This window comes from Methanobrevibacter sp. V74 (assembly GCF_963082495.1).
In the GTDB taxonomy this organism is placed as follows: domain Archaea; phylum Methanobacteriota; class Methanobacteria; order Methanobacteriales; family Methanobacteriaceae; genus Methanocatella.
This window is the reverse complement of sequence record NZ_CAUJAN010000003.1, coordinates 381,679-400,054: the sequence shown is the minus strand read 5'-3', so window position 1 is coordinate 400,054 and position 18,376 is coordinate 381,679. Positions and strand designations below refer to the sequence as shown.

General features: G+C 30.9%; 17 protein-coding genes and 1 tRNA gene. 16 read left to right on the top strand and 2 right to left on the bottom strand.

Going from position 1 to position 18,376, the window contains the following annotated elements; translation table 11 throughout:
- Positions 1 to 264 precede the first annotated feature (264 nt).
- Positions 265 to 1,362 carry a transposase gene (locus tag Q9969_RS07025; protein WP_305555724.1) on the top strand — a complete coding sequence of 366 codons (1,098 nt, stop codon included), beginning with the start codon at positions 265 to 267 and terminating at the stop codon, positions 1,360 to 1,362.
- 531 nt (positions 1,363 to 1,893) lie between these two features.
- On the opposite strand, the gene Q9969_RS07020 is transcribed toward Q9969_RS07025, so the two are convergent.
- Positions 1,894 to 2,673, bottom strand: coding sequence for a transposase (locus tag Q9969_RS07020; protein ID WP_305555721.1), 780 nt, complete (start codon positions 2,671 to 2,673; stop codon positions 1,894 to 1,896).
- Positions 2,674 to 3,005: 332 nt separating this feature from the next.
- Between Q9969_RS07020 and Q9969_RS07015 the strand changes: the two genes are divergently transcribed.
- The 6 genes from Q9969_RS07015 to Q9969_RS06990 all read left to right on the top strand — a co-directional run bounded on the left by Q9969_RS07015 (position 3,006) and on the right by Q9969_RS06990 (position 10,225).
- Positions 3,006 to 4,379: an MATE family efflux transporter gene (locus Q9969_RS07015; protein WP_342765950.1), complete on the top strand. Its 1,374-nt coding sequence runs from the start codon at positions 3,006 to 3,008 to the stop codon at positions 4,377 to 4,379.
- 527 nt (positions 4,380 to 4,906) lie between these two features.
- Entirely contained in the window at positions 4,907 to 7,864 is a 2,958-nt protein-coding gene (locus Q9969_RS07010) for an FmdE family protein (RefSeq protein ID WP_305555715.1), read from the top strand.
- Between the two features lie 133 nt (positions 7,865 to 7,997).
- A complete protein-coding gene (locus tag Q9969_RS07005; RefSeq protein WP_305514531.1) occupies positions 7,998 to 8,540 on the top strand; it encodes a hypothetical protein in 543 nt (180 codons plus the stop codon).
- A gap of 13 nt (positions 8,541 to 8,553) precedes the next feature.
- Positions 8,554 to 9,219 (top strand): DUF2162 family putative transporter, encoded by a 666-nt coding sequence (locus tag Q9969_RS07000; RefSeq protein ID WP_305514533.1) that lies wholly within the window; start codon positions 8,554 to 8,556, stop codon positions 9,217 to 9,219.
- Between the two features lie 17 nt (positions 9,220 to 9,236).
- Positions 9,237 to 9,878: a MotA/TolQ/ExbB proton channel family protein gene (locus Q9969_RS06995; RefSeq protein WP_305555712.1), complete on the top strand. Its 642-nt coding sequence runs from the start codon at positions 9,237 to 9,239 to the stop codon at positions 9,876 to 9,878.
- 8 nt (positions 9,879 to 9,886) lie between these two features.
- Positions 9,887 to 10,225 (top strand): DUF2149 domain-containing protein, encoded by a 339-nt coding sequence (locus Q9969_RS06990; RefSeq protein ID WP_305514537.1) that lies wholly within the window; start codon positions 9,887 to 9,889, stop codon positions 10,223 to 10,225.
- Positions 10,226 to 10,318: 93 nt separating this feature from the next.
- Here Q9969_RS06990 and Q9969_RS06985 read toward each other — a convergent pair whose 3' ends face one another.
- Positions 10,319 to 10,720: a C-GCAxxG-C-C family protein gene (locus tag Q9969_RS06985; protein WP_305514539.1), complete on the bottom strand. Its 402-nt coding sequence runs from the start codon at positions 10,718 to 10,720 to the stop codon at positions 10,319 to 10,321.
- Between the two features lie 88 nt (positions 10,721 to 10,808).
- On the opposite strand from Q9969_RS06985, the gene cfbD reads away from it, so the two are divergent.
- The 9 genes from cfbD (at position 10,809) to Q9969_RS06940 (ending at position 18,126) form a co-directional block, all read left to right on the top strand.
- Positions 10,809 to 11,882 carry a Ni-sirohydrochlorin a,c-diamide reductive cyclase catalytic subunit gene (gene cfbD / locus Q9969_RS06980; protein ID WP_305555709.1) on the top strand — a complete coding sequence of 358 codons (1,074 nt, stop codon included), beginning with the start codon at positions 10,809 to 10,811 and terminating at the stop codon, positions 11,880 to 11,882.
- On the top strand, positions 11,879 to 12,475 hold the full coding sequence (gene hisH, locus Q9969_RS06975; protein WP_305514542.1) for an imidazole glycerol phosphate synthase subunit HisH: 597 nt from the start codon (positions 11,879 to 11,881) through the stop codon (positions 12,473 to 12,475). Before cfbD ends, hisH begins: the two co-directional genes overlap by 4 nt.
- A 3-nt stretch (positions 12,476 to 12,478) precedes the next feature.
- Positions 12,479 to 13,843 (top strand): AIR synthase-related protein, encoded by a 1,365-nt coding sequence (locus Q9969_RS06970; RefSeq protein ID WP_305555706.1) that lies wholly within the window; start codon positions 12,479 to 12,481, stop codon positions 13,841 to 13,843.
- A 91-nt stretch (positions 13,844 to 13,934) separates the two neighbouring features.
- Positions 13,935 to 14,378: a hypothetical protein gene (locus Q9969_RS06965; protein ID WP_305555704.1), complete on the top strand. Its 444-nt coding sequence runs from the start codon at positions 13,935 to 13,937 to the stop codon at positions 14,376 to 14,378.
- A gap of 266 nt (positions 14,379 to 14,644) precedes the next feature.
- Positions 14,645 to 14,718 (top strand) — tRNA-Arg (locus Q9969_RS06960).
- Positions 14,719 to 14,737: 19 nt separating this feature from the next.
- Positions 14,738 to 15,994, top strand: a complete 1,257-nt coding sequence (gene truD, locus Q9969_RS06955) for a tRNA pseudouridine(13) synthase TruD (RefSeq protein ID WP_305555702.1) — start codon at positions 14,738 to 14,740, stop codon at positions 15,992 to 15,994.
- Positions 15,995 to 16,002: 8 nt separating this feature from the next.
- Positions 16,003 to 16,509 (top strand): zinc ribbon domain-containing protein, encoded by a 507-nt coding sequence (locus Q9969_RS06950; protein ID WP_305555700.1) that lies wholly within the window; start codon positions 16,003 to 16,005, stop codon positions 16,507 to 16,509.
- Positions 16,510 to 16,517: 8 nt separating this feature from the next.
- Complete coding sequence (locus Q9969_RS06945; RefSeq protein WP_305514552.1) at positions 16,518 to 16,907, top strand: DUF126 domain-containing protein; 390 nt, start codon at positions 16,518 to 16,520, stop codon at positions 16,905 to 16,907.
- Between the two features lie 7 nt (positions 16,908 to 16,914).
- Positions 16,915 to 18,126 (top strand): amidohydrolase family protein, encoded by a 1,212-nt coding sequence (locus Q9969_RS06940; protein ID WP_305555698.1) that lies wholly within the window; start codon positions 16,915 to 16,917, stop codon positions 18,124 to 18,126.
- Positions 18,127 to 18,376: the final 250 nt, after the last annotated feature.

Sequence of the window (18,376 nt, the reverse complement as noted above, 5' to 3'; positions counted from 1 at the left end):
ATTTGAAAGTGATTTTAAGAGTCATGGAAGGCCTAAAGAATATTATTTGGATGAATTATTGGGTTTTGTTGTCTATGGAGTTTATAATAATAGATTTAGTTGTAGAAGTTTGGTTGATTGGATAAATAATAAATGATGAATCAGTTAATTATATCTTGAATGATAAGAAAGCTAAGAAATCGGTTATTCATTTGTTTTTACAGGAAAACACTTTGTTGATTAATAATGTATTTTTTCATTACACTGTAATTTTGGGGATTAATTTTGGGTTTAATTGATGGAGAGTGCGTTGCAGTTGATGGTAGCATTGTAAAAGCCCATGCCAACAATTTTCATTTGATCAAAATTGAAGAAATTGAATTTTTACAAAGTTTGATTTTAGATTATGGTGGAAACTGGAGTAAAAATAGTATTTGGTACAAAATACACCAATACTACAACCAAAATAAAAAAAATGAGGAAATAAGTAATTTAATAAGTGAAATAAATGATAATTTGAATAAAAATGCGTTAATTCTTCTTAAAACTGCTTTAATTAGTATGGATAATATGTATTATGTTCTTGATTTATTGAGTGTTTTAAAAGCAAATTATAATGAAAAACATACTATCAGTTTAACAGACCCTGAATCAAGATGGATGATGGATAAAAAAGGAAATATGGGTTTAAATTACAATTATCAAGTTGCTGTAGACAGTAAAAATGGAATGGTTGTAGGTCAATATCTAACACAGAATGCTACGGACGCTAATGAACTATTTGAAATGTTGCATGAACTAAAAATACAAATGGGAATCAATCCTAAAGTATTAATTGCAAACAACGGATATATGAACGACAATGTAATAAAATACGCTTATAAAAATAACATAGGATTATTGATGCCAGATCGAGCAGAAAGCAGTAAATCCAAACCTAAAAATAAAGAAAAACCATTTGCCAAAGCAAATTTCGTTTATGAATGGAAAACAGACTCATTTATCTGCCCAATGGATGAACATCTACATTACAAAAACGATAGAAAACTAAACGGCGAATGGATGAGAGTATACTCAACAAACAAGTGTAAAACTTGCTCTGTTAAAAATCAATGTACTCAAAGCAGAGTAAAAGAAATTTTCGAACCTGTCGATGATTTAAGATGGAAAATGAAAGCAGATTTCAAATCTCCTGAAGGAAAAATATACTATAAAAAAAGAGCAAATCTAAACGAAGCACATTTCGGATTACTCCGAAATGTACACCATTTCCAAAAATTAAATAGAATAGGCATGATAAATGCAGAAAAAGAACTAACAATACTCTCAATAGCCCACAACATACAAAAAATACACAAAAACCTAAACGCAACACTAATTTAAACAAAAAAACAAACAATTAAAAATACACTTCCAAACAAAAAACACAAATATAAACAAACTTAAAATTAAGCAAAACAACTACAAAAATAACCCAAAATTCTAAAAAAAAGTAACGAAGTGCAATTTCAAGTGTAAAATAACACCTGAAACTCCACTAACCTCAATCTAAGAATAAAACCTTTTTATTTAAATTCAATTAAAAAAATTGAATTATTGGACGAACTCTTATAATTTCTTTTTTTATTATTTTTAAGGATTTTGTCAATAATTTAATTTTTTGATATTTTTTCTTATTTTATCTATTTTAGAGTAATTTGGCTTTTGTTTTCATTTTTGAGTGTTGAGAGCTTTTATTTTTTCATTGTTTTTAGATGTTTTCAATCGTAATTTTTATTTAATTTGAGTTCAAAAATTAAATTTGAACTTCCATTTTTGAATTAATGGTGTTTCTTCTCAAAAAATGGTTGTTTAGGATATGGCGTACAGTCTATCTTAATGATAAACTATTAACACATCTAATGATGGAGATGCTTAATACGCTGTGTCTTTAAGATTAATTAGTCTTGTAAGGTTGTAAATGGTGTTTCTTAGTTGGATCTCGTTGTTTACTGCATTATCTGTAGTTCCGATTAATTTCAAAACTCCATTATCACCTTTCAAAAAACCATTTATACCTTCACTTCTTGAAAAACGAGCTTGATAATGAGTATTATATCTTTTATTCAAGAATTTTTCAGTCATTTCAAAATTAAGGTCTGTAGATTGGATTACAAAGGTTTTATGTTTGCAGTTTTCGATATTTGAGCATCCATTACAGGAATATGTTTCAAAGAAATACCTTTTTGTCTTACAATTGTCCGGAAGACCATCATCCTTATGTGGTTTCCGATGTTTCATAGTTTTGACTTTTATTAACCTCATAAAACGTTCATCTGGATAGATATGTCCGTTTTTAACTCTTTCAAAATCCTTTTTAGAAGAATAATTTCTTTTTTCCTTAAGATTATTCTCTCGTCTTAATTTATTGTTATGTTCTTCAGATAACTTTTTAGGCATTACTAATGCATTTATTTTATTTTTAAATAAGTAATGGAGGTTTTCCGTACTGAAATAACCTGAATCTGCGATTAAAATATGTTCTCGGAGCCTTCGTCGTATTTCTTTATAGTTCCATCTTTCTCTAAATTCTTTCTGCATTTCAATAAATAGTTTAACGGTTTCTTTAATGTCTTTTAAAACATATTTCATTGTTTTCCGGTCATTTGATTCTGATAAGAGCATTCCAATTAATATTATGTGATTTTCTGTCATGATTTCTTGCAGATTAAAAGAAAACGATTTTTCTTACATTCATCTTCCATTTTAAACTATCATAATATTGAATAGTCAATAAAAACCATTTAAAATCAATGAAATTTAACCAAATTTAAGTAAAATAAAGAAAGCATCAATTAAATTAGTTTACAACTTTAACACTTGTAAAATAACAAAAGACAAAAAATAACTATTTAAAGAAAGAACAACAAACAGCAAATTATTAATAAAGTAATATGCTAATAAAATAGAAACTAAGAGTTTTTAGAAAAAATAAGGTTGACGACTTGATAAAACTCATAGTAATTAGTGAATTGGGAGGAGTTATTATTGCAAATAAAAATGTTGAATTAATGAGAGGAAAGCCAGAAATTGCTGTTAGAAAACTAGCGATTCCAATAATGATATCCATGCTTTTAACAGCATCATATAATATTGTTGATGGTATTTGGATTGCAGGATTAGGTCAAACTGCTATTGCAGGAATAGGTTTTGTAACACCAATATTCATGATTTTAAATGGTGTTAGTGTAGGGTTAGGTAATGGGGCGACAAGCAGTATTAGTCGTGCTGTTGGAGCAAAAAATCATAAAAGAGCTAGTAAGTCAGCAACACATTCAATTGTAATTTTACTAATGGCTTCGATAATTTTGACTATAATTTTGCTTATAATTCAGGAACCTTTGCTTAAAGCATTCGGTGCTAGTGGTCAATCATTAGTTGAAGCAATTAAATATGCAACACCATTATTTGCAGGTTTATTTGCTTTTATTTTTGCTAATGGGGGAAGTGGGATTCTCCGTGGGGAAGGTGATATGAAAAGGGCAATGTATGCAATGATAGTCTCTGTTGTTTTAAATTTTATTTTAGATCCTGTTTTTATCTATGTTTTAAACTTAGGTTCAACTGGAGCTTCACTTGCAACAATAGTGAGTTCTATTGGTGCTGCAATTGTGATAATGTATTGGATTTTAATTAAAAATGATACTTATGTTGATGTTACTTTTAAAGGATTTAGATTTGACTTAGAAATAACTCGAGACATCTTAAAAGTAGGTATTCCATCTTCATTGGACATGTTTATGATGTCACTTGCAATGAGTTTTTATTTGATATTTATTTCATCTGTTGGTGGTGAATATGGTATTGCAGCATTTACATCTGGTCAAAGATTGTATTTGTTTGGAATAATGCCTTTAACAGCTATTGGTAGTGCAGTTGCAGCTGTTAGTGGAAGTGCTTTCGGCGCTAAAAATTGGGATTATTTGTCAAGAACCCATAGTTATGGTACAAAATTCGCCATGCTATTTGCAGTCCTAATCATGCTTATTTTAGTAATATTTGCACCGCAATTATCATTGATTTTTGCATATACTCCAGATACAGCTCCTTTAACTCCTGAAATAACAAATTTCTTAAGAATAGCTTCCTTTGGTTTACTTTTAGTTGGTTTTGGCATGCCTTCAAGCTTTTTCTATCAGGGAATTGGTAGGGGAACAACTTCTCTTATGTGGACAATCATAAGAGAATTAATTTGTACTGTAAGTTTTACTTATCTATTTGGAATTGTATTTGGTTGGGGGTTAATTGGTATTTGGACAGGTTTGGCAGTTGGTAGAATCATAGCATCTATTTTCAATTATGCTTATGCCAGATATACCATTCGCAAGTTAAAAACAACTTTAAATGATGCAGTTATTTAATCATTGAGAACAGAGATTTGTTTTAAAAATAAATAATTTAAATCTTTCTACTAGGCAGTAGGGGTATTTGTATTTATTTTTTTCCAAATTTCATATTGTTTTAGTCTTTTATCAGTTTAAAACACCATTTAAATCATTTTATTTTTATCATTCTGGAAGTAATATTAATTTTTAATATGTCATTGTTAAGTATTATTTTTTAAATTTTCTCTAATCCGTGATATTTTTGTTAATCATGGGTTGAATTTATAATAATCATTTTATAGTTCATTAATCTCTTTTTAAATTTATTTAAATTATTGTTTTTTTGTTAATAGGTATTTTTTTTAAAAGTTTGATAGGTGTTGTTATTACTTTTTATATAAAAAATAATAGAATTGTATTAAATAACTTTATATATGTATTATTTCAAACCAATTCTTATATTCTTGATAAAATTTCGATTGTTGGGAATATGTTAAAAATTAATTGGAGGTCAAAATATTAGAAAACAACTACTTTTATTCATTACTCTTATTACATTCTTAATGTTTGTAACAGGTGCAGTTTGTGCAGGTGATGCAGATGCATTTGATAATGCCGCTTTAGGTATTGATTCAGCATCTTATTCGGATGCAATATCAAGTTCTAATGATGATATTAACGAACAAGTTTCTGATTCTCAATCTTCAAATATTTTGAAAGATTCTGGATCCGGCAATACTACTTCTGTTGAGGTAAAAGTTAATTATCAATATTCTGATGATGCAAATAAATTAGTTCCTGATTTTTATGTAGTTTCTAATGGAAAATACCTTAATTTTACAAAAAATTATAATGTGAATGATAAAAATTATGTTCTAAATATTAAAGATGCTTTGGCAGGCAGTTATAATATTACTGCAATGACATCTGGATATGTTAGTCAATCTAAAATAATTAGTGGTGCAGATTTAACTAACCTTGTTTCCTTTGATTTAAAAGCTACAAAAGCTTATGAATTAGGAAAAACAGTTACTGAATCAGCAGATAAATTATTAGATTTCAAAAATGCCGATGATATTCTTATTGTCACTTCAGCTGGTGTAGCTAAATTATATGGCAAATGCAGTGAAGAGGCAATAGAGGGTATTATAAATTATGGTAACCATATAGCTTATACCGATGTTTTAATGCTACGCCAATCTGCTGTAGATCCGATTGACTTTGCTTTTATAACTAAAAAAGGAAATCAATTAAAAGCAGCAATATTTGAGAACGGGTCAACAAAACACTCTTACTTGGGTACTATTTCTGAAAACATGACCAAAAAGCAATGGAATACTTACTTTAAGTCTATTAAAGGTAAGAACGCATGGGCATTTGCAAGTTTAGCAAATGGTTGGGTTGCAGGTGTTTCAAGAGAAGTGCTTCAGGAAGGTGCATTCCATGGACATATTTGTGAAGGAACATTAGGCGGATTTAGTATTGTGCAAGCTTTATTAAAATATTACCCTCCTGTAAAAGAAACCCAATCTGAAGGTGCAGGTTCTCCAGGCGATATAACTTCATACAAGATTCTTGGTGTTCCAGGGGGATCTGATGATGATGCAGCAATGTTTTTCTTAGATGCAACTATTGGTAAAACTGGTTATGTAGGTGTTGATACCACAGCAACTGGTGCAACTGAGAATATGATTGGCTTTATCAGATGGTATGCTAGTTCCAATACTGGTGATTTAATCATCATGTCATTAAATTCCACTAATGTTAAAAATACTTTCATAAAAGAAACTGGTATTAATCCAGATTCCGGAAGTTTGGAAGAATTAAAATACTGTTCATGGTGGATTAAAAAAATTAATACAAATCCTGGATGTTTAGTTGACTTTTTATATGAATTTACTAATTTAACTGCAGAACAGTATTATTATTTAATGGGTACAAATGCCGATGTTAGTGCAGATGGTCATGCTATTCAAGCTATTGATGCTCATGGTTTAGATATGAAATATATTTTATCTTTAAATTTACCAAAAGCAACAAGAACAAATGCTGATACTATTAAAGGCACATTAACTGATGCTCAAATGAAACAAATTGGTATTGATGCAGCTAAAAAAGGAAAAGAGTTATTCAAAAATGAATTAGGTATTGATATTGACAGAGATAATGTTGACTTTGCAGTATTTACTTCAGCAGGTTATGTTTACTTGAAAGGTCAAGAAACAGTTTTAGTTCGTGATGGTCTTCATGAAGTATTAGGCACTAGTTTATACAGTAAAAACATGTTACAATACCACCAAGCACTTTGGAAGCCATTATGGTTTGCATTTATCTTACGTCATCCGGACACAAAAGAAATTCATGCAGCATATCTTAGATACAATGTTAATGGATCATTCTTTGTAGGGGAACTTGATGGTGATAAAGTAATAAACATAGGCATTGATACTTTAAATAACTCTGCAAAAGTAAAAGCTATTCCAAAATCTTTCATGCCAGATGGAAATTGGTTCAGTATTCAGACTATTGCAAATGCATGGAGATCTCACCCAGCATTTGATCAAATATTGTCTTTCTTATACCACAATCATGTATGTCCGGGTGTACAACCGGGATTCTTTATAACTGACCACATTCAAAAGAAATATCCTTTAGGTGAAAATGAATCATATACTTACATTGCTTCAACTACTTTCTGTAAGGATGACAGTATGACTTATTTATTAGGTATTTCTCCAGGTATGGGTACTTTTTTAGTTAAAAAATTACCTAATAATGAAACTGTATCTGAATATATTGCTGGCGGAACTTACCAGGGTGTTCTTGTGGTATGGGATAATAATCTTAAAGTTGGTAAGGTTTCTATTTTAAGTTTCAAATGGGGTGACATTGATACAAGTATGTACAGTACCTCTGAAGCTAAACGTGCTGCTCAAATCGAGGCTTACATTGATTTGTATAATGGGGTAAATAATCCAAATATTAAATCACGCCCTATTGTTTCTACAGACTGTGAGAAATGGATTAATGAAGAACAATTTAATAAATTAAAGCAAGGTGCTGATGATTCCGTTATTAGATATGTTAAAGGTCTTAACAATGTTACTAAAGAAGATTTATTAAAGTCTATTGCAGATAATAATAAAGATAAGACAAAAAACAATACCAAAGACAATACTAAAAAATCTAACACTACATCTAATGCAAAATCTGATGGCTCCAGATCTAATTCAAATGGTCATTCTAAGTCCACTGATGCTAGGTCATCTAATCCATCTCAAAGTAGATATTATGGTCATGCAAATGCAGCTACAAGTAAAGAACCTGTAAATGTTGGAGACAGTTCACAACCTTTAGAAGATTCTGAAGCTGATCAAAGTTCAGACAGTAAGTCAAAATCTTATGAAGTTTCAAAATCTATTGAAACACAATCTGCAGATTCCAATAATCTTTTATATGCTTTAATAGGTATTTTAGCAATTGGAATTGTATTAGGTTTAGGTTACATGAGACGTAAATAAAACTAAACATATTAATTAATAACTCATTCAATTGAGTTATTATTTTTTTATTTTAATAATTTGGTTGAATTTAATTAAATAAATTTTTATTATGGGTTTGTTTAATTAAATTTAATTATAAAATGGTGATTTAATGAAATATAAAAGACTGGCATTGTTGATAACAATAATTTTTATCATATCATTTGTTTCAACTAGTGTATGTGCTCATCCAGGACATGGTTCTGAGTATGCTGAGGAGGTAACTGTAGAAACTCCTTCTCATCCTTCTGATTCAGGGTCTGGTTCTTCTGGAAGTTCTAGTTCTAGCTCATCTAGTGGCCATAGTTCTTCAAGTAGTTCAAGTTCTAGCTCATCTGGTAATTCTGCTTCTTCTGGAGGTTCTGCATCTTCTGGCAGTTCTGGAAATTCTCATTCAGGTGGTTCTAGTTATTCTTCTAGCAATCCAAATCAATTAAGTTCTGACGAGTCTTCATCTGGTGTTTTGGAAGTGAAAGATAATTCAACAATTGAAAAAAACAGTACTGATAAAGCAAGCAATGATACAAATATTTCTGATAATGATGATGAAAATAATGATTTGTTCAATATAAACAATATAATTTTATTTGTAATCGTATTGATGTGTGGATTTTTCATAGCGGTTGTGATGTCAAAATTTTTCACTAAGGAATAATTATGGAGATATTATGGTTTTTAGTTCATTATGGTCTATAGCTTTTATAGGTTCTATAATAATTTTTTCTATTGTTATTGGGTTGATTTTAGGTTTAAATGTTTCTAAAAAATATATGGTTAAATTTTCTATCGTTTCAATAATGGTCATGTTAATATTAATTTATTTAATGAATTTATATAATGATCAGTTAAATTTGGCTATTGGTTCGTATAATTATTTATTGCTGTTTGTAATTTCATCTATTTTAATTTTCATTGGATATTTGATTAATAAAAGTAAGGATGTAAATAAAGTTATTTCATTGTCTTATTTATCCTTTGTATTAATCGCATTCACATGTATTTTATCTAAAAATGTTTTAAATGGTTGGGGAGATATTCAAATAACGTTATTGGCAACATGCTTATTTAATTCATTGGTAATTGCGGTATTCGCTATTAAAAAATTGAAAATTTTAAGTAATTCTTATGAATATTTGGGTAAATTCTATTTTATTTTTGGAATTTATTTTTTGGTAGTTTCTTTATTCATTCCAAACCTCGTTGCTTTGGATGTTAATACTATGAAACCGATAAATATTGTTTCTATAGAATCAATCATTCTTACTATTGTGTTATTGGCTGTAGTGGTTAGTTTAGGTTTATTATATAATAAAAAAAATACTTTATTTAAATAATTTATGTGGTGTTTTATGTGGTAAGTATTCCAGGAAGTGAATTGTTAATCGCAGCATTAAATGTTGTATCTCAGAGTTTACAGATTCCGGTAATTATTTTCTTATTAATATTTGCTGTTTTTGCAATATTTGCATTTGGAGGGTTAATTTCAGATTATAATTGTCGTATTAAATTGAATAGAGAATATAAGGAGAAATTAATTTTTTCATTGGTCAATGCCAGTTCTATAGACGAACTTAAAAGCATTGTCAGCAATTCTGAAATTTATGATAATCAAAAGGAAGTATTATTGAAAGTAGTTAATGCACATTCTCTTTCAATTGAATCAAGAGAATCATGGGCTTTAAATTTGATTGAAGATGAAGAGGTAGTCATGGCAAAATCTCTTGAAAGACTTGATATTGTTACACGTATCGGCCCGACTTTAGGATTAATGGGAACTTTAATACCAATGGGTCCGGGTCTTGCAGCGTTGGGTAGTGGAGACGTATCTACATTAGCTAATGCAATCATTGTAGCATTTGATACAACTGTTGTGGGTATTGGAGCTGGTGCGGTTGCTTATGTTGTTGCTAAAATTAGACGTAGATGGTATGAAGAATATTCTTCTAATTTGCAACTATTTGTCAATGCGGTTTTAGAAAATTTAAAGGATTAGATGATTTCATGATTCGTAGAAGAAAAGGAAAATTTCTAAGCCATGGTGAAGAAGATCCAATGGCAGGGACAACTAATCTTGTTGATGCAATGTTAGTAATTGCTGTAGGGTTGTTAATATTTTTAGTAATTTCATGGAATATGCAAAATATTGTCTTTAATGAAAATATGGATGAACAACAAAGACAAAAAGTTAAAGATGCTATAAACGAAGTTTCACAAGTAGATCAGGGTGAAGAATTAGAAGACACTCCTGATTTAAGTAAATCATCAGGTAGTGGTTATACTGAAATGGGTAAAGTTTATAAAGATTCTGAAACGGGCAAATTGATCATGGTTGAAGGTTAATTATATTAAAATAAACCTTAAACTTTTTAGGGCATGTTATATTTTAATTAAAGTGATGCTTAAAATCATGATAAAATATAATATGGTGAGGAATTATTGTTTATCTAATAAATCCACTACTTTATTTGCAATAAATACGCAACAGTCAACACAGGGTGATTTATCCTTCCCATGATTAGTTATTTTATCGCATCTAACAGTGCCATATTCATCTTTAAAAGCATTAAAAATTTCTTTTGCATTTTCTTTAATGATTGGAGGAGCTTCATTTAAAATACCGTTGGCCATTAATGCACCAGTTACTGCGCCACAGGTTCCTTCATCAAATGTTCCGCCCATTCCTCCTGCAAATCCACAAGATAATTTTGTCATTTCTTGAGGAGTTATGTCCGCCTCAGCAGTTTCACAAAGACCCATTAAAGTTGATTCGGAACAGCTTTTAAATGTTCTATATTCCCTAATTTTTTCTTCTAAAATTTTTTTATCAAGTTTCATACTACAATCTCCCACATATTATTATATAAATTATATTAACAATGAATATTAAATAGTTATTTAGTGAAAATAGTGAGTTGATAAGAAAATGCATCCAAGACCAAGTCCAATTGCGGCTTCTCTTTATACTCTAAGAGATATGAATGTCGATGTTATTATTATGCATGGGCCAAATGGTTGTTGTTTTAGAACTGGAAGACTATTGGAAAGTGATGGAGTAAGAGTTCTAACAACTGCAATGGCCGAAAACGATTTTATTTTAGGCGCTGGTGAAAAACTGGAAGAAACTTTAATTAAGGCTTATGACATGTTTGAACCTAAATTAATGGGGGTTGTTGGAACATGTGCAAGCATGATTATTGGAGAAGACTTAAAAGAAGCAATAGCTAATGCTGATTTGCCTTGTACAGTTATCCCTGTCGAATCTCATGGAGGATCAGGTGAAGGGGATAATACTATTGGAGCTATTATGGTTTTAGAATCAGCTGTTGAATGTGGAGTAATCCCTCGTGAAGAAGCTGACAGGCAAATTGAAATGCTTGAAAAAGCAACGGAAGTAGAAAAAACTCGTGGAATGGCTCAAGGCAGATATATCAAACCAAACTTTGGAGATTCTAAAGAACGTGTTGCAAAAGTCGTTGTTCAAGCCATTAAAGAGGGCAAAAATGTAGCTTTTGTTCACAACGCCAAAAAAGAGACTGCATATTTATTTGCAGATATTATTAATTTTGATTACACGGAAATTAATCAAGATAATAAACCTATTGTTGTTGCCAATTTAGATGAAAATATAGGTTTAGAACGAATCAGAGGTCATGCAAGGAATATCAAAGAAGAATTGCCAATGGATATTGACTTTATTACTGGAGGATTAGATGAATATCCTGTAACTGCAGATGTTGCAGCCAAATATTTAAAAGATAAAGATTTAGATTTAATTGTTGTATTTGGTGTTCCTCATGCATTTCCAATCGAAGAATTTGACATTGAATCAGTAGCTGTAACCGATGGACCACGTTTAGTAGAACCTTTAAAGGATTTAGGTTATACTCATGTTGTTGCAGAACTTGATGCACATTCAAAAACACTTGGAACTGATAAAATCGTATTTTCTGACTTTGGCGAAATGATTAGGTCAACTAGCGGATGGTTAAATGAATGATAACAATAATTGATTATAAAAGTGGAAATTTAAAAAGTATTTCCAATGGATTTAGAAAAATTGGTGCTGATTATCAAATCACTGATGATAAAGAAATTATTGCAGATAGCGATTACTTGGTACTGCCTGGTGTTGGAGCATTTGGTAGTGCGATGGAGAATTTAAAACCATTTGAAGATGTAATAAATGAACATGTAAATGATAACAAGCCATTTCTTGGAATTTGTCTGGGTCAACAAGTATTAATGGGGTCAAGTGAGGAATCTCCAGAAATTAAAGGTTTAAACTTGTTTAAAGGACATGTGGAATTGTTGTCTGGGAATGTAAAAATACCTCATATGGGGTGGAATCAACTAAAAGTAGTCAATGATTCTCCAATTTTAGAAGGCATTGACAAAGAATTCTTTTATTTTGTTCACTCATATCATGTAGTTCCTGATGATGATGAAATAATTGCCGGAGTATGTGATTACGGTGGAGAAATTGTAGCAAGTTTATCTCAAAACAATTTATTTTCAACGCAATTCCATCCGGAAAAAAGCGGAAAAGCAGGATTAAAAATTATTAAAAACTTCACTAATTTGGAGATATAATTAATGGATATTGAAGGATTTGTAAGGGCAAGAATTGAGGATTATTCATATGATGATTTAGCTGAAATTCTCTCCTTACGTATTAGAGAGTATAAAAACATTTCACAAGATAATTCAGTTGAAATGGCAAAAGCTGTAATTGATGAGGTTTCAACAACTTTAAAATTACAAGAAAGTGATGACGAATTTTTAAAAGAAATAGTTAATGTTAATAAATCCGAGGTCTTGATGGGTGAAATGGGTGTAGGTTCCCGTGGAGCCGGAGACTTTTTTGTTCACAGAAAAATAGCAGAAATTGTAGCTTCAACTAACACCGCATCATTAGTTAACCCTTCAGAACAAGATGATGGGGGTGTTGTTAAATCATCTGTTAGTGATGATGAAGTTTATATTACAACAGCTGTTGATGGGATACATTCAAGATTAAGTGAATACCCGTTTTTAGGCGGTTTTCATGTTACAAGAGCAACACTTCGTGACGTTTGTGTAATGGGAGCAGACCCGGTAGCTATTCTAAGTGATGTCCATCTAGCGGATGATGGAGACGTTGCTAAAATATTCGACTTTACGGCAGGTGTTGCAGCGGTGTCTGAACTAGTTGACGTTCCAATAGTTGCTGGAAGTACATTGCGTGTTGGTGGGGACATGGTTTTAGGCGATAGGTTTGTTTCAGCTGTTGGTAGTGTTGGTGTTTCGCCTTATCCTCCAACAGCAAGAAAAGGGGCAACTGAAGGAGATGTAATTCTTTTAACTGAAGGATCTGGCGGCGGAACAATAACAACTACTGCATTATACAATGGATTTTTCGATGTGGTGTGGGATACAATGAATGTTAACTTTGTTCAAGCGTCACATGCATTATTCGAAGCTGATTTAGTCAAAGACATTCATGCAATGACTGATGTAACTAATGGGGGATTGCGTGGAGATGCTCATGAAATATCAAACACTACAGGTGTTGGATTGGAGTTTTACGAAAAAGAAATTCGTGAAATGGTGGCTCCGAATGTATTGAACATGCTTGAAACTTTAAATATTGATCCATTAGGGGTTTCAACAGATTCATTGATGTTAATCGTACCTCCTGAAATTTCAAATGATGTTAAAAAAGCTGTTAGCAAATACGATGTTGCTATATCTGAAATTGGGCAAGTTAATAACTCTGGTGAACCGATTTTAGTCAAAGAAGATGGTTCTATTGATAAGTTAGTTCCATTATTTAGGGAAGCAGCATATACAAAAATTAAAAAATTGGTTGGGGATACTACTCCTGAAGACTTTGAACTTATGAAGCAAAAGGTTCAAAAAGCTTCAGATGAAGCTATCGCCAAAAAAGATAAAGTCATTGAATACATTAAAGGAAATTAAATAATTTCCTCCCTATTTTTTTCTGAAGTGCGACTAGGCACAAAATCGCACTTGGCAATTTTTTATAAATTTAAAATCCCAATTATTTAGCATGTTAGATATTAAAGGGTCATTTTACATTATTGATGCACTTCTTGCAGTATTTTTACTTTTAATCGTATTTTTAGTAGTCAACACAGCAATAACCATGCCAACATATGATTATTCTTATGAAAGCAGAGACATAAGGATTGCTCAAGATGTTATGGAGTCATTAAGTGGAAAAATAGATTTTACAGACCAAACATTCATTGGTAAAATTTCAACTATTTTAAAAGATGAGGATAATTCAAAAGAAAGTATTAAAGAAGTTTCTAAAATGTCTAGGGATAAATTAAATTCATATAATCTTAAAAATTATAAGTTATGTGAGAATAATGTTTTTGATGGGAAAATTCTGGCTTCTCGAGGGAATTTTAAAAAAGCTGCCGATGTTGATGTAGCAACAAGAAATTATGGGGATTATTCTTACACGTTATCTGTGTGGGAGAATTAATTTGAGAGGTGACACAATCATTTTATGTTCAATAAGAACATCAAATAATAAAAAACATTTAAATTTAAAGTTTGAATTTTAAAAATATATAAATTAATATTAATTAGACAAAAATCTAATTTTATGGTTGTGCTGCATCGTCAATCTGGAATAAAAAAATTAAAAATAAAAAAGAAGAAAACCCTTAAGTTTCTAGGAATGAAATTATTTCATAAACATTAAATACTATAAAAACCTTACGTTTATATGTTATCTTATTTTGTTTAGCCCTGGTGGTGTAGTTTGGATAACACATGGGACTGCGGATCCCATTCCCCGGGTTCAAATCCCGGCCAGGGCATTATAATTCCGTGATTATTATGTTAAATGCTGATACTTATGTTACTCCTCAAAAAGGAATTGAGGGAACTATTAGAAATAGATATGAAGATTTTTATGTAGAGGAAATTCCAGAAATTGTTCCGTCTGGCGAAGGTCCAAATATTTATATCTGGATTGAGAAATTAGGAAGAACTACATTAGATATTGCTCTAGATATTTCAAGAGACTTACATATCTCAAGAAAAAGATTGGGATTCGCCGGAATGAAAGATAAAAAAGCTTTAACCCGTCAATGGATTTGTATTGCAAATATGGATTCGGAAGAACAAATGAAGCAAGTTCAAAATTTAGATATTTACAAAACTGATTTTTTAAAAGTTGTTCGTGGTCGTAAAAAACTCAGAATGGGTCAGCTTAAAGGAAATAAATTCAAAATCTTAATTAAAGATTTAGATGATATAGAGAAATCCGCAGGGATTGCTAATGATGTCCTAAATGAGTTACAAACTACCGGCGTTCCTAATTACTTTGGCTGGCAGAGATTCGGGAAACCTAGAACAAATACTCATTTGGTTGGTGAAGCTTTAATCGAAAATGACTTAAAAAAGGCTGTAGACAGATATATTGGCGGGCCATCTGAAGAGAAACATGAAGAAAATCAAATGGCGAGACAAGCTTATGATGATGGAAACCTTGAAGAATCTCTAAATTTAATGGGTAAGGGAATGAGATATGAAAAAATGATGATTCGTGAGTTAATTAAAGATTCTAAAAAAGGCGAATTAACTGATAAATCATATAAAAATGCTTTACATGCGCTCCCGAAACCTTTACAAAGAATGTTTGTCCATGCTTATCAATCTTATTTATTTAATGAAGCTGTAAGTAATCGTGTAGCTATGGGAATTGATAAATACATTGAAGGGGACATTGTCATTGACAGAGAAGAACACATTGTCTATGATAAAACTCCTGAGGAGTATCAGAAACTAATTGATAATTTTGAAGCAAATCCGACCTGTCCATTATATGGTACTAAAGTTCCATACGCAGGGGGAGTAGTTGGAGAGATGGAAAGAAATGTATTGAAAGGTTATAATCTTACTAAAGAAGATTTTGAAGTTCCAAAAATGCCGCGTTTAGGAAGTCATGGTCTTAGAAGATTCATGAGATTCCAAGTTTGGGATGCTAGTGCAACACCAACAGATGATGGTGTTTTGTGCGAATTTTCAATCAATAAAGGTTCTTATGCTACTGCAGTTTTAAGAGAAATCATGAAAGTTGAGGTAATCTAGGTGAAATAATGGTAATTTGTCTAGATTGTGGAAAAGAAGTTCCAAAAAATAAATTTTGCAAAAATTGTGGAGCTTACATTTCAAATATTGATGAACCAGTTAAAATAGAATCTAAACCTATTGTGGAAGGCAATGCTTTAAATGCAGAAAATCAAGATAAATCCGCGTCCTGTTTTAATTGTGGTCATGAGTTGTCCTGTGATTTTCATTTTTGTCCAAATTGTGGTCAGGATTTAACATCTCAAAAAATTAACTCTAAAAAGGATGGCGGTGATAAAAACACACTTTTAGCTGTTATTTTAAGTGTTTTCATACCGGGATTAGGTCAAATTTATTTAGGGCTTGATAATAAGGGAGCAATATTTTTAATAGCTTATATTGTATCGGTATTCTTGATTTTATGTTTAATAGGTATTTTATTTGTAATTATTATTTGGGTTTGGGCATTAATTGACACTATAATATCAATTAATGCTTTAAATCGTGGTGAAGAGGTTGTAGATAAACTATTTTGAGTGATTTTATGATTAAATGTAGAAATATATCAAAAGGAAAAGGAAAAGGCAAATTAATTGTTTCATCAGAGCCGATTAGTTTTTTAGGAGGAGTAAATCCTGAAAATGGTGAGATAATCGATCCAAATCATGAATTGAAAGGAAAAATCATTAAAGATAAGGTATTATTTATTCCGGGCGGAAAAGGTTCTACTGTTGGATCTTATGTAATTTTTCAAATGATGAAAAACAATACGGCTCCTAAAGCAATTATTTGCTTAAATGCAGAACCAATAATAGCAACTGGCGCCATAATGTCTGATATCCCAATGGTTGACTCTCCATCTGATGTTAGAAATTTAACAACAGGAACATTAGTGGAAGTTGATGGGGATAATGGAACGATAGAGATATTATAGTGAAATTATGCAAACCCTAATTGAAAATGTAAATATTGTAAATCCATTTGAAGAGATTAAAACAAATCAAAGTATTTTAATCGAAGATAAAATAATTAAAGAAATCTCATCAAGTAAAATAAAAGCAGATGGAAAAGTTATTGATGGAGAAGATAATTATTTGCTCTCAGGATTTATTGATTGCCATGCTCATATTTTTGCAAAGGGTTTTCACAAGCAAGAAAATATGGCAAATCCATTAGGAATTCATTTTTACAATGCGGTGCCTCATTCTTTGCAAACAATTAATGCAGGCGTTACAACAATTAGAGATTGCGGATCTGCTGATTTAAGTTTTAAATTAGCTCAAAAACAAAAATTATTCATAGCTCCAAAAGTACATTTGTCAATAACTCCATTAGTCATAACTGGGGGACATTTTGATTTATTCCTGCCTTCTGGTTGGGATATGGAAATAAGGTATCCTGGTTTTCCTAAAGGGAGATGCGATGGTGTTGAAGAAGTCTTAAAAAAGACTCGTGAAGTTAAAAGGGCAGGTGCTGATTTTATTAAAGTAATGGCAAGTGGAGGAGTATTGACGGCAAATACTTCACCGGAATTTGCTGAATTTAACAAAAGTGAGTTAAAAACAATAGCATATGAAGCTAAATCCACCAACATGAAAGTTTCAGCTCATTGCCATAGTTTAAAAGGCATTAATAATTGTATAGATGCAGGATTTAGCTCAATTGAACATGGAACATTCATTGATAGAAAAACTTCTAAAAGAATGGTTGAAAAAAATGTCAGTCTTGTTCCGACATTGCTTGTTCATAATTTCTTATATAAAAACGGTTTTCCAGTATGGGACAGCTATGCGAATGAAAAAACATCTAAACTAAAAGAGATAGTTAAAGTTCACAAAGAAAACATATCGCTTGCCTATGGGGAAGGGGTTAATATATTAATGGGAACTGACAGTGGTGTTATTCCTCATGGACATAATTTAGAGGAATTAGTTCATTTAACTGATATTGGAATGAGTGAAGATGAAGCAATAGCTAGTGGCACAGTCAGATCTGCTGAATTTTTAGGATTTGACAACTTGGGATTAGTTAAAGAAAATTATGCTGCAGATTTAATTTTAGTTAATTCAAATCCTTTAGAGGACATTAGCGTTTTAAGTAATAATGATAATATTTTGAGAGTTATTCAGGATGGTTTGGAAGTTAAAAATTGATGCTGGTTGCAATCAATATCCATATTGTATCAGTATGATTGTTTCAATACTTTGCAGTTGAAGTTGATAGTGCAGGGAAATATGTAAAGTATGCGTAATTGCACGTAAATCTTATTATTAATGCTTCATTTTTGACTAGCTGATTTATATTTAATTTTACTCTTTTTTAATCTAACAGTTTATTTTTTTTTATCTGGCACTGTTGCAGGTTTTGTTTAACCTAAACTTTTATAATGGTTAAAAGCAATAT

What these genes read in the sequence shown, in the direction of transcription:
- Q9969_RS06950 (WP_305555700.1), top strand. Translation starts at nt 16,003, where the DNA reads ATGGTAATTTGTCTAGATTGTGGAAAAGAAGTTCCAAAAAATAAATTT.
- Q9969_RS07020 (WP_305555721.1), bottom strand. Translation starts at nt 2,673, where the DNA reads ATGACAGAAAATCACATAATATTAATTGGAATGCTCTTATCAGAATCA.
- Q9969_RS07000 (WP_305514533.1), top strand. Translation starts at nt 8,554, where the DNA reads ATGGTTTTTAGTTCATTATGGTCTATAGCTTTTATAGGTTCTATAATA.
- Q9969_RS06970 (WP_305555706.1), top strand. Translation starts at nt 12,479, where the DNA reads ATGGATATTGAAGGATTTGTAAGGGCAAGAATTGAGGATTATTCATAT.
- Q9969_RS06990 (WP_305514537.1), top strand. Translation starts at nt 9,887, where the DNA reads ATGATTCGTAGAAGAAAAGGAAAATTTCTAAGCCATGGTGAAGAAGAT.
- Q9969_RS07005 (WP_305514531.1), top strand. Translation starts at nt 7,998, where the DNA reads ATGAAATATAAAAGACTGGCATTGTTGATAACAATAATTTTTATCATA.
- truD (WP_305555702.1), top strand. Translation starts at nt 14,738, where the DNA reads ATGTTAAATGCTGATACTTATGTTACTCCTCAAAAAGGAATTGAGGGA.
- hisH (WP_305514542.1), top strand. Translation starts at nt 11,879, where the DNA reads ATGATAACAATAATTGATTATAAAAGTGGAAATTTAAAAAGTATTTCC.
- Q9969_RS06965 (WP_305555704.1), top strand. Translation starts at nt 13,935, where the DNA reads ATGTTAGATATTAAAGGGTCATTTTACATTATTGATGCACTTCTTGCA.
- Q9969_RS06945 (WP_305514552.1), top strand. Translation starts at nt 16,518, where the DNA reads ATGATTAAATGTAGAAATATATCAAAAGGAAAAGGAAAAGGCAAATTA.
- Q9969_RS07010 (WP_305555715.1), top strand. Translation starts at nt 4,907, where the DNA reads ATGTTTGTAACAGGTGCAGTTTGTGCAGGTGATGCAGATGCATTTGAT.
- Q9969_RS06985 (WP_305514539.1), bottom strand. Translation starts at nt 10,720, where the DNA reads ATGAAACTTGATAAAAAAATTTTAGAAGAAAAAATTAGGGAATATAGA.
- cfbD (WP_305555709.1), top strand. Translation starts at nt 10,809, where the DNA reads ATGCATCCAAGACCAAGTCCAATTGCGGCTTCTCTTTATACTCTAAGA.
- Q9969_RS06940 (WP_305555698.1), top strand. Translation starts at nt 16,915, where the DNA reads ATGCAAACCCTAATTGAAAATGTAAATATTGTAAATCCATTTGAAGAG.